We start from the raw sequence: 12,221 nt of genomic DNA, 5'->3' as shown, positions 1-12,221 counted from the left end.
TCATCAATAAAGCCAAAGAGGGAATTTTATGGTTGTTGAGCAGCAACTGGAGCGTGCGCGTCTTGAATTACTTGATATGGGTCTTAGATCCAACCCACAACTAAATTACCGCAGCGGCAGCAAATCTCTCGATATTATTGATGAACAATCAGCAAAAATTTTTGAAATACTGGTTGAGCAAGAAACTACGCTCAGTTTTTTACCACTTCCTGAAGAGTACCAACAAAAAATTGCCGACAACGAGGACGAAGGAACATTCTTTCAGTCTGATAAAGTGTCCGAACTCCCCCCGCTTGATTTATATTTAGAACAAAAGAAAGGTGTATCCCGTTTTAGCGACAAATATCTGCAGACGGGTTTGATACCCGCCAAGCTGGATAAGGCGCTGCTAAAACTTGAGACTGAAGCTCATACTATGCTGCAGGAGCAAGGTGTGGAGGTGTTGTATCTGGCACTTGGCTTTTTGCAGTGGAATGAACCGACAAACTCATCTGTATCAAGGTACGCACCTTTGATTCTTGTGCCTGTTGAGCTTAACCGTTCTTCGGCCAGAGACAGCTTCAAGTTACGTTACACCGGCGAAGATCTGGGCTCAAATCTGACTTTAGCGGCAAAACTAAGAACAGAGTTCAAGTTAATGCTTCCTGCCTATTCCGATGAAATGACAATCTCGGATTATTATCAGGCGGTATCAGATGCGATTACCGCACAACCATCGTGGCGGGTGCATCAGGATAAAATTGGTTTAGGGCTATTCTCCTTCGGCAAGTTTCAGATGTATATGGACCTTGACCCGGCTGGCTGGCCTGAAGGAAAGAAACCATCGCAGTTGCCTTTAATTGACCGCTTGTTCCGTGATGGTTTTGACCAGACTGCAGACATCAATCCGGTAGATCTCAATCACCCGGAAAAGCTCCATCTGGTAAAAGATGCCGACTCCAGCCAAATTGAAGCTATTTTAGCGATGAAGTCTGGCGCAGACTTGATTATTCAAGGCCCCCCAGGCACGGGAAAATCGCAAACCATCACTAATATCATTGCTGAAGCGGTTGCGCTGGGTAAGAAAGTACTGTTTGTTGCGCAAAAAATGGCCGCGCTTGATGTGGTGAAAAAACGCCTTGATGAAACTCACATGGGCTTTGCCGTACTCGAGCTGCACAGTCATAAAAGCACCAAAAAAACTGTATTGAGTTCTATCGCAGAATCACTTGAGCAAGGACGGCCGCAAACAAAAAATCGTGAACAGGAGTTTTTGGATTTAGCCGAATCGAAAGCCTCACTTGATGATTACGTGCATGCGATCCGGGCTCCGATTCTGCACAGCGCTGTCAATTACATTGAAGCTTTAGGTTCCCTGCTGCAACTAAAGATAAAAGATCCAGACAGTTCATTACCTGTCTTACCCTTTAGCTGTTTCGAACAATGGACTGCAGAGCAATACAGCAATGCCAAAAAGCTTGTTGCGGAATTAGTGCAGCAATTAGAGCGAGTTGGCGTACCTGCAGTGCATCCGTTTGCTATGTCGGGCCGCACTGACTTTTCTCCTGCACTGCAGCAGGCATTAACCTTAACTCTGGCACAAATAAGCCAGTTACTTAGCCAACTTGATGTGCAAACTGAAACAGCCAGTACTTTTCTGCAGCTTGAGAAACCACAAAACCTGCAGCAAGTAACACCTCTGATTTCAACTTCAGCCTGGCTATCGGAAGTGTCGGATCTCAAAGGCGTCAAAGTGGATAACCTGCTATGGGGCTCTGAGCAAAAAAGGATCGATAACGGCTTAGCCTGTTTAGCTAATTTCTTAACACTGAAGGCCAGTTGTGAAGAGCACTTTATCGCTCAGGCACTGGATGCCGATCTACTGAGTATCCGACAAGGGCTGATTGGAAAAACAGATAAATGGTGGCGTTTCCTGTCATCTGACTACCGACAAGCAAAAGCAAAGTTAGCCGGACTTTGGCGAGGCACTATACCCGCTTCCTCTGCAGAGTGGCTAACCTCGTTAGACACTGCTTTAGCCTATCAAAGCGCCAAAAAAGAGCTCGCCAGTTACCAATCGCTGTTAGCTGAAGTTTTTGGCTCTCAGTGGCAAGGCGAATATTCAGAGCACAGTGACTTAACTCAAATTCACAGCTGGATCAGTACCTTTTATACCAAAGTTGCCCGTCTTGAATTGCCTCAGTCACTGGCAAAGCTGATTGATACAGGCGTTGATAAAAAACTGCTACGCGACCAGGCAAACGCTCTGACAACACTTTGTGACGGCATTGCTGTACAGGTACAAACGCTGAAAGACCTGATACAGATAGATAACAGCAATCCAAACTGCGACTTAGCGTTACTGCAATTTTCGCAACTCAATGTCTGGTTAGAAGGCTGGAAGAACTCAGCTCTACTTTACGATTTCGCGCGGTATAACCAGATTATTCAGGCACTTGAACCTTATAAAATCAAGGCTCTCACTGAACTGGCTTACTCATGGAATACCGCCCCGGAACAGCTAATGACAGCATTCGAACTTAGCTATTATCGCGATTTAGTTGATCATGCCTACGACAGCTCGGAAGCAATACGCCGATTTGACCGCAATAAACATGAGCAAAGCCTGCGCGATTTTAAACGCATAGATGGCGACAGTTTATTTTTCGCGCAAGAGCTATTGGTAAACCGCCTTTACGAGCGCTTGCCCAAGAAGACAGCTAAAGGTGAAATGGAACTGGTGCTGCGCGAGCTTGGTAAGAAAAAACGCCATATTCCGATCAGAAAACTTCTGGCGGAAGCCGGTAACGTTATCCAGCAAGTAAAGCCCATTTTTATGATGAGCCCTATGTCTATAGCCACTTACCTGAAACAAGGTGCTTTAGATTTTGATTTGGTGATCTTTGATGAAGCCAGCCAAATTCCGGCACCCGATGCTTTAGGCGCCATGCTACGCGGACGGCAAGTAATTGTGGTGGGTGACAGTAAGCAGATGCCGCCAAGCAACTTGTTTGGTAAAGCCGTTGAACTGGAAGAAGAAGAGCTGGAAAACAGCGCTACTGCAGAAATGGAAAGTATTCTGGCGCTAATGGAAGCTCGCGGTGCAGCCAGTAAAATGCTGCGCTGGCACTACCGCTCTCGCCACGATTCATTAATTGCCGTATCAAATGACCAATTCTATAAAAACAAGCTGCTGGCCTTTCCAAGCCCTGGCTTTCACCCCGATGCAACAGGGCTTAAATTTCATTATTTACCGGACACCCACTACGACAAGGGCGGCTCCCGTACCAATGCAGGCGAAGTAGAAGCAGTAGTAGCAAAAGTGCTGAACCATGCTTTGACCAAACCGCATTTATCTTTAGGCGTGGTCGCGTTTAGTCTTTCGCAGCGTGATGCCATATTGCTGGAACTGGAAAAAGAGCGCCGCCTGCACCCTGAAACCGATGAGTTCTTTGCAAGACATGCAGGTGGTGATGAGTTTTTTGTAAAAAACCTGGAGAACGTACAAGGCGACGAACGCGACGTTATTTTTATCAGCATTTGTTACGGCAAAACAAGTACCGGCCAGCTAAGCCAGAACTTTGGCCTGCTGAACAAACCCGGCGGTGAACGGCGGTTAAACGTATTAATCTCACGTGCGCGACTGGCGATGGAAGTGTTTGCCAATTTCAAAGGTGATGAACTGAAAGTTGGAGCTGACAGCCCTTTCGGAGTTCGTTCACTGCAAATCTTTTTGCAATTTGCCGAATCAGGCCAGTTAAGCAAATCTCATGAAAAAGAACAGGAACAAAACTTTGCGTTTGGTGCACTGCTGCATCAGGCAATCCAACGCTTAGGTTATCAGGTAGCCACCAGGGTCGGCAGCCAGGGTTATTACATCGATTTAGCTATAAGGCATCCGGACAACCCTGATAAATTTGTGTTGGCACTGGAGTATGACGGCGCAGGCTATTACGAGGCAGCGTCGGCACGCGACCGTGAGCGGCTGCGCCAGAGTGTGCTCGAAGGACTGGGCTGGAGCTTTGAGCGCATTTGGTCTACCGATTGGTTCAGAGACCCTGAGGCTGAGCTAAACAGGCTGAAGGTGCTGATAGACCATGCAATCGCACAACACGACGAGCTGATGGTATCGATGGCTGCGCAAGCTAACAATACCCAGCAAGTGAAATACAAAACTGCCGCGCCAGAGCCCGTTGCAGCGCCTATTCTGCGGGTTGAAGAAGAACAACCGGAATTTGAAGCCTGCACTACGCCGTATAAAAAAGCTGATGTGTCTAAACTAAATATTCCCCACGTGGATGATTTCAGTGCCATCCCCTTAAGCACTTTGGTTTATGCCGTAGAGCGTATTGTTGAAACCGAATACCCGATATTTTCATCTTTGGTTGCTACCCGTTTAGCCAATGCCGCAGGCTTAACCCGTGTTGGCGCCAAAATTAAACGCACTGTAGACCAAGCAATAGCAAGCGCTGCCGCAAAAGGATTGATCCAGGTAGATGCAGACGAAGTGCTATGGCCGCAAGGCCGCAGCACAGTCAAACTAAGAAACTGGAACAGCGCAGATATTGCCACACGCAAGTTGGAAAATGTGTGCGATGCCGAGCTAACCAATGCCTTATTGCTAACAGTGCAAGACGCCCACGCAATCAGCGTAGCGGATGCCGCTTCAGCAGCATTGGGTCTGTTAGGCTTCCAACGCGCAACGGCTCAGGCAACAGAACGGATGAGTAAACTGGCGCAGACTCAGTGCGATAAAGGTATATTGGTTTGTGAGAATGAGCGGTTAAAGATTGTGGTGAGAAGTTAGCAACCTAAGAAATGGGTCATGTATATTCATACCTTAAATGTAAGTGTAAGGTGATGAGCTGAAACTAAATTTTTTATTAAAAATAATTTAATGGGCTATATAAATTATTTAATATTTTGGCGCAACATGATAAATACGTAAAAATCGAGGCATTACATTGAGCTATATAATTTCAAGTAACCTACTTCAACCAAACTTTGCAGAAATAGAATTATCAAAAGACGAAGTGGCAGTGTTTAGGACAGAATACTCGAAGGAGTTGTTCGACGAATGTATTGGCGATGATAACAAATCATACTTCTACTATAGGGATGGCAGGTATCTCTACGCTTTACCCGAACCTGAAGTGGCCGATAGGCCGATAGGCTTTGACACGGTGTTAATAGATTGTCAATCTTCTCCCGGTGTCATTTCAAAACTTATTGCAATGTCACTGAAGCACTTTTTCGAGCTTCACAACCGGAAAGTATTTAAGGTGAAGTATTCATCGCTTTACACCTTTAACATTGCTTCAGAGCCGCCATTCCAATTAGATGCTCTCGAACTTACACCAAACTGTTACTTTTCTGTTCATCATGTCTTTGCAAATAATAAGGTAATATTCATATTCACACTAGCAAAAGAGTACAAGCCTCTGTTTGTAAAAGAACTCAATGAAATTGAAAAGCAAGGTGTAGATACTAGAGATTTTGATATAAAAAACGACAGAGTAATTGCTTCAAGATCTAACGTAAAAAAATATCTTGAAAGAACAAACATGCAAGCAAAGTATGACAGTGAAATGGAAAGAATATCAAGCAAAACAAATGAGCACCATTTTATAGAAAAAACATTCGAATTCATTTCAAAAAATTCTAGCAACATAGGTATCGGGGGAATAAATATATCAAAAGTAAATTTCTTGTCTCTTCCAAACACCAAATTTGACATAAGTTTAATCCAAAAGCCGATCCAATACTATTACAACAAAAACACCACCAAAGGCTATACACACACTGCAATCAGCCAGTTAAAACCACTTAGCTTTGATCAATTCTATGGAAAACCTGTATCTATCTGCGCATTTATACCAAAATCAGATGCAAAGCAATGTGAAAGAATGCTTAGCACTCTTCATGAGAATTTAGTCAACATATTTCACTTAACAGACATCAATATTGATCATATTTATGTTGATGAGGATAGAAGAGAACATGCTGACATAATTTCAAAGTTCAGTAGTCAGCAGTTTGATCTATCAATAATTTTCTTATACCGAAATGATAAAGAACAACAGAAATCAAAATCTGCATACAACAGACTTAAAGCAAAACTAATTAGCAAGCAGATTCCGTCCCAAACTGTTCTTGTAGAAAACGCTAGAACCAACAACGAATATACATTGAGAAACTTGTCGTTAAACGTATACGCAAAAATTGGTGGCACTCCTTGGTCAATAGAAAAGGATAGTTCAACAATTAACGAATTTGTGATTGGAGTTGGATCCACTATTGATGAACAAGGTACAAGAAATATTGGGTTTGCCAGTGTTTTTGATCACTTAGGTTCATATATAGTTGGTAGTTGTAGCCCTCTATGCAAAATAAGTGATTATCGCGCTAATTTGCAAAACTACATTTCTCAGTTAATCACTGAAGTAGTTGAAGTTCGAAGCATACCTAAAGGTTCAAAAATAAGACTTACATTTCATCTTTTTAAAGACGCAAGCAGGAAGTATGAACTATCGGCTATAAATCAATGCCTAGAAGAATTCACTGACTATGAAATTGAATTCGCAATTTTGTCTGTTAGCTATAACCATCCATTTAAACTATTCAAGAACATAAAAGATCAACTGGATAGAGGATGCTTTATTAAGTTAAGTGCAAACCAAGCGCTGATGTCCATGGGAGGAAAAGGAAGTACGCCTCTACTTGTAAAACTAGATTCACGTTCAACATATAAAGATTTGTTTGAATTAACTAAACAAATTTTGTTTTTCTCTCATCTATCTCACAGATCATTTTCTCCCGGAAAAAATCCAGTAACCGTGGTTTATCCCCACAGACTAGCTCAGCTGACTAGCGACTTGTTGGCTATTAACCATTGGGATATTGATTCGCTGTATGGCATGAGAGACAAATTATGGTTCATATAGAACAGATTGAGAGAACTTTGTTAAACAAGTCTTCAGATCGAGAGCTCGCTCTCTTTCGCTTTTTAGAAGGGAAAAGACATTCTTTTAAAGCTAAGCCAAATGATTTAGAAGACGAGCTGTGTTCTAAAGCATTTTCCTGTGAAGATGCTATATCTGAACTTGAAGAACTTAAGAAGATAAAACCATTCAAGGGGTTTCATTATTCAAACAATTTAATCACTTTAATAGCTGCCTCACTGACATCAGAGGAAAGCGAATCTTCAAATGTATATAAATACCTGAACTTGCATTCATGTCGAGATCTTTTGATATTTAGCAAAGCATTAAATAAAGAATTCAATCTAGATCTGAAACCTAACACCACTGTCGACAGCGTTGCAAAAAAAATATTAAATAATGAATTAATTACTCAGAATGACATTGGAAATTGCGTGACAAAGATAACAGACCTATTTGACTTATTCGTTGTAAAACAGGCAGTTTCTTTAATCTGGTCCCAATATGAAAAATCAGAAAGCATAGATATATACAAAAAAATCAGCGTGATCAATGAAAAGATGATTAAAAGACTAAACCTACTTTTCACTGTTATTGGAAGTTTAGCAATATGCTGGTTATTAACTTATATATCACCTTATGTTGTAGATTATGCGACCAAACATTGGGATTCACTGGAACCGATCGCATATTTACTAGACAAAGCTCTATTATTAATTGGTTTTTTAGGCGCCTATAAATTTATTAATTCTGAGAAAGCAAAAAATAGCATAACTAAATATTATTTCTCATTTTTCTATAGGCTATTAGGTGTAAGTTATAGTGAGCTAACATCTTTAAATCATAACCTTAAGAGTAAGACCTGATTAATTGCATAAAAAATACGGCACGAAACAGGCTGGTCCATTGTTATTTCTAACCCAAAATCCTCAGCACTGCATAATAGAAACCAGCCACTGGTCAGGTTGTCTGTTGCAGAATGGCCGCCGAACGGTTAGTCAGCCAGTTCCAGCTTTTCTAATTCATCAAACAATGCAAGTCCCTGACCTGCGTCAGCTCGCGCTGCACGTACCTCAAACCTGACTTGGGCGTTATATTCAGTCAGCGCAATAGTAGATAGCTCTTCTATAAGCTTATTAACACTGATTTTGCGGCTTTTCGCCCGGGCTTTAAGCCTGCTGGCTTTATCATCCGGCATTCTGATAGTTAGCTTTTTCATAACAGGCTCTTTACCGGCAACCACATTAACCAATGTATGCATATTTGAAACATTAGAACAGCTTAGCCTTAAATAATACGCACCGCAATTGCCAATTTAAGCGATAAAAAGCCCCGACGCGCTGGCCGGGGATTTTAGTTATTACTCAGAGGATCAGGTCTATAAGCGGCCTTATCGACGGCATTAAGTCAGGATAAAAAGTTAAAGTTGGCGCAGCACGTCAAGCAAGCCGCCTTCTTTTAACAGCCGGTCGGAAACCTGAATTTCCTGGAAATCTTCTCTAAATTTTACGTTATCACGGCTGGCATTTATGAAAACAAAACCTTTGCTGCGGTCGTCACCAACTGCCATTACCCGACGCACGGTCAACTCTTCACCCGCAACTACTTCTGTAACGGAATTTTTGCCTGATGGCTCGCCACCTTCAGTAGCAGACTTCCATAACCGATTTTCGATAGTATTAATTAGCCAAGAGGCTGCAACACGCGGAAATTCGGTTTGGTAAAGCAATAGTCCTGGTTCGTCCTGTCTGTTTTCATATGGTGAGGGAGATTTTTTAATTAAAACCAACTCATCGTCAGACGCGACAATAAACAGTTTTTCATCGTCAAACAGTAAATAATCCATGCTAGCTTTAACTTGATAGCCGCTGGGTAAATTGTCAGTATGAAGTAACATAGCTTAGCCTCTGAGAGGGGTTGCAGGTGATATGGCTATAGAAGAACCTAGCTCATTCACAGTTAATGGATCACGTTCGAAGGTAAATGTTTCTGCAGCTCCAAATTGTTGAGGCACGTCTTTACCATAGCGATTCTTACTGTTAACTTTCGTTAGACCATTTCCTGAATACAAAGAGTTAGCACCACACTCAGATTGAACCTTATGTCGTAACATAACTGTGTTAATTTTCTCGTCATCGGCATCCACTGCCATCAAATGTTCTTTTACTGCATCGGCGTTGTGCTCGCTTTTTCCAGTAGTTGCATAATCCGCCATAAATGCTTCGTACTCTGCAGAAAACTCATCATTTAATACTGCAGATACATCACCAATAGCCCCCAGCTCTTTTGCTGTCAGCTCATTGTTACAAAACTCTGTCATCTTATCGAAGGTTGGCACAAAAGTTTGTCGTTCAGCTTTCGGTGGCATGTTGTGTGTATCGATGATAACAAGAGAATACTCGTTATCAGGTGAATAGTCTTTAATGCCCAAAATGCATGCTAGTAGCTCTGGATCTGAATCTGCAGCCTCAACCATATCAAAGGTTGTTGCCCAATACGGTGCTCTGTCCGTGGGGCGTTTAAAACCGAGTGTAGAAGCTTTAATATCCTCTGCGGTCTTGTTTATCAAGCGAACATGGAAACGGTCATTGGCAATATCACCGGCTTCCGCCATCGCTAGTAACTCTGCATCAGAATATTTCGGTTGATAACCACTTTGCTCAATCTGCTCACGCCGTTCGGCCAGAATTTGCTGCGCGTGTTCCAGGCTTTCGGGTTCCACTTTTTTTGATGCAGCAGGTTTGGCTGCAGCTGCTGGTGGGCTCTTCGCCTCATGCGAAGCTGCTTTAGCCGCTACAGGCGCCTCTGTTGCCACACCACCGCCTTTGGGCTTGGCGGTTTTAGCTACCGGTGCCGGGCCTGCGCTGCTGCCGCTGGCTGGAACTAAGCCGCCGTCGCCTATGCCGTTACCTTTTGGTGGCTGGCCCCAGCCGTCGCTGAGTTGCCAAATACGCATTTCATCCGCCGCAAAGAGTTGCAACAGCACATCGCGCAGCTGAAAGTCGTTTAACTTAGATAAGTCGTGCACCCAGGGTTTAGCATGCTGATACATGTCTACCCACAGCTGGCGTAAAGTACCGGACGGTTCAAGATCGTGCAGAAAATAGCGGCCAAACTCTCTATCTCTGACATCTGGTAGACAGTCGTCACCTAAATCCGCCCTGGCGAGCAAACAACTGCTGCACAGATAGGTTTTACCCCATTTATCTTCCAGAACTACGCCATTGTATTGCTGGTCTTGCATCCTGCCACCTTGTTTATAAAAAGCGCTTTTTCTAAACATAAATTTTACAACTTGCGCATTTTTACAACCTGGCGGGCTAATGTCAAACGTTGTTTTGCCGCAACTACATTGGTTTCGTGTTTGCAAACAGCCGTTTGTTACTTCGTTGACGTATTCGCTGCGGCTTCAGTCTCATACCAGATGCCGTATTTATCGCCCTGCCACTTTAGCATTGAGTAAAAGTAGGCTACGCCCAGCATGATAAGGCCACCGGCTAAAGCCGCTTCATTTACCAACCCAAGGCAGCAAAAAATAAAACCAGCACAATGCGACATAATTTCTGCCCGCTTTGCTGTATTGCGTTCTGGCCGCACTTGTAACAGGTTTAACCAAAACCATATTTTTAAAAATAGCGGTAATCTTTGCCAATCATTGGTGTGTTTATCAATCATAAATGTCTCCTGGTTCAGTGTAGTTACATCGACATCAAGAGCAGCAGCAAGACATTTTAACGATTCGACACTGGCGTTGTGGCCGCTCTCAATACGCTGAATGGTGCGAACATTAAGCCCGGACATTTGCGCTAATTGTTCTTGAGAGATGTGTCGGCTAAGACGCAGTTGTTTTAAAACCATTAAGTTGCTCCTGTGCTCCTGAACCAGCAGTATGGGTTATTTTTTTGCCTGTCAGGTACGTAATGTACCCGACATTCACCCGACAGCAATACAGTATTACCTAACAAGATAAGCCGCGACCGAATCTTGTAATATGCTCACCAGCTCAGGGGCTATGTATTTGTAGTCGTCTGGGATATCCAACTCATGAATGGGCTTACCATCTAAAAGACGACTAAATTCAGCAGCTAACCTATTTTTATGCTTTTGTTCCATCACCAAAATGACGTCGGCCCAACGGATATCGACAGTGCCATCAGTCTTATGGGCATCGGGGCTTGTACTTGCAGAGCGTACACTTCTCATCGTGGCCACATATAGCTGAATGGTTTAACTGCAGCTAAAAACAACAAAGCCCTGCAATGCAGGGCCTTGTAAAAAACGTAGACTCTAGCGATTACACAATAGCTAACAGTTCTACATCAAAAATCAGTGCACTGAACGGTGCAATAGCATTGCCCGCGCCGCGCTCGCCGTAGGCAAGGTTATGCGGTACATATAAACGCCATTTTGACCCTACGGCCATCATTTGCAGTGCTTCAGTCCAACCAGCAATAACACCTGATACCGGAAACTCTGCCGGCTCACCACGTTGGTAAGAGCTGTCAAATACCGTACCGTCAATTAAGGTACCGTGATAATGCGTGCGCACTGTAGACGCTTGCGATGGCTTATCGCCTTCAGCTGCAACCAATACTTCGTATTGTAAACCAGACGCTGTTACGGTTACTTCAGCACGCTTGGCATTTTCTACCAGGAAAGCTTCGCCGGCACCGGCTAATAATTCTGCTTTTTCTGCTTGCTCAGCTTGCATGCGCTCGCTGATCACACCAAAGGCAGCACGAATTTGCTCATCCGTTACCTCAGGTGCTTGCTCAGTAAATGCGGCAATGACACCCGCCGCTACCGCGTCAATGTCTAAACCTTCAAACGGATTGTCAGCTAATTGCTGACCCATTTGTAAACCAATACCATAGCTGGCGTGTTGTTCAAGCGTTGTATATTTATCTGACATGAGTTCCACTTATACTATTGAAGCGCAAAGCTTCAGGTTAAAAGTGCGCATATGTTAGCGCAAATGCATTCGAATGTCTTGCCAGCTCAACCGGCCAGTTGTTGTACCTGTAGCCAAATGCGATTGACATGTTGCTGGTCTTGCTCAGTTAACTCACCATTCTCAATGGCAAACTGTAAGCTGTTGCTAACCTGACTAACAACATCTTGTGCAATAAACGGCTCGCCGGCTACCTGCAAGGTGCCTACAGCTAAATCAAAATGGCCGCGCAAATACCCCGATGCGAACAGTTCGTCATCTGTTGCTACCGGAACCAGGGCATCAAATAAGTTTGCTACAGCATCAATAAAGGTTTCATGTGTAGCTTCAAGTGTAGATAGGGCTGTCAT

General features: G+C 43.5%; 10 protein-coding genes. 3 read left to right on the top strand and 7 right to left on the bottom strand.

What is annotated here, in order from left to right; genetic code table 11:
• The first annotated feature begins 28 nt into the window (after positions 1-28).
• From ORJ00_RS02490 to ORJ00_RS02480, 3 genes are all read left to right on the top strand, one after another.
• Positions 29-4,786, top strand: coding sequence for a DUF3320 domain-containing protein (locus ORJ00_RS02490; RefSeq protein WP_306138890.1), 4,758 nt, complete (start codon positions 29-31; stop codon positions 4,784-4,786).
• 157 nt (positions 4,787-4,943) lie between these two features.
• Complete coding sequence (locus tag ORJ00_RS02485) at positions 4,944-6,923, top strand: Piwi domain-containing protein (protein WP_306138889.1); 1,980 nt, start codon at positions 4,944-4,946, stop codon at positions 6,921-6,923.
• Complete coding sequence (locus ORJ00_RS02480; RefSeq protein ID WP_306138888.1) at positions 6,911-7,786, top strand: hypothetical protein; 876 nt, start codon at positions 6,911-6,913, stop codon at positions 7,784-7,786. Before ORJ00_RS02485 ends, ORJ00_RS02480 begins: the two co-directional genes overlap by 13 nt.
• Before the next feature lie 128 nt (positions 7,787-7,914).
• On the opposite strand, the gene ORJ00_RS02475 is transcribed toward ORJ00_RS02480, so the two are convergent.
• From ORJ00_RS02475 to ORJ00_RS02445, 7 genes are all read right to left on the bottom strand, one after another.
• Positions 7,915-8,139 (bottom strand): toxin-antitoxin system HicB family antitoxin, encoded by a 225-nt coding sequence (locus tag ORJ00_RS02475; RefSeq protein ID WP_306138887.1) that lies wholly within the window; start codon positions 8,137-8,139, stop codon positions 7,915-7,917.
• A 201-nt stretch (positions 8,140-8,340) separates the two neighbouring features.
• On the bottom strand, positions 8,341-8,817 hold the full coding sequence (locus ORJ00_RS02470; protein ID WP_306138886.1) for a hypothetical protein: 477 nt from the start codon (positions 8,815-8,817) through the stop codon (positions 8,341-8,343).
• A 3-nt stretch (positions 8,818-8,820) separates the two neighbouring features.
• Positions 8,821-10,164 carry a hypothetical protein gene (locus ORJ00_RS02465; protein WP_306138885.1) on the bottom strand — a complete coding sequence of 448 codons (1,344 nt, stop codon included), beginning with the start codon at positions 10,162-10,164 and terminating at the stop codon, positions 8,821-8,823.
• Between the two features lie 137 nt (positions 10,165-10,301).
• A complete protein-coding gene (locus ORJ00_RS02460) occupies positions 10,302-10,778 on the bottom strand; it encodes a helix-turn-helix domain-containing protein (RefSeq protein ID WP_306138884.1) in 477 nt (158 codons plus the stop codon).
• Positions 10,779-10,874: 96 nt separating this feature from the next.
• Entirely contained in the window at positions 10,875-11,123 is a 249-nt protein-coding gene (locus ORJ00_RS02455) for a hypothetical protein (RefSeq protein ID WP_306138883.1), read from the bottom strand.
• A gap of 91 nt (positions 11,124-11,214) precedes the next feature.
• Positions 11,215-11,832, bottom strand: coding sequence for a BamJ family beta-barrel-assembly machinery protein (gene bamJ, locus ORJ00_RS02450; protein WP_027671609.1), 618 nt, complete (start codon positions 11,830-11,832; stop codon positions 11,215-11,217).
• A gap of 86 nt (positions 11,833-11,918) precedes the next feature.
• On the bottom strand, positions 11,919-12,221 hold the full coding sequence (locus ORJ00_RS02445) for a YfcL family protein (protein ID WP_306125380.1): 303 nt from the start codon (positions 12,219-12,221) through the stop codon (positions 11,919-11,921).

Origin of the sequence: Rheinheimera baltica, from assembly GCF_030731985.1 — a bacterium.
In the GTDB taxonomy this organism is placed as follows: Bacteria; Pseudomonadota; Gammaproteobacteria; order Enterobacterales; family Alteromonadaceae; genus Alishewanella; species Alishewanella baltica.
Note: the sequence above shows the minus strand (reverse complement) of the source record. Positions and strands in the feature narration are given on the sequence as shown.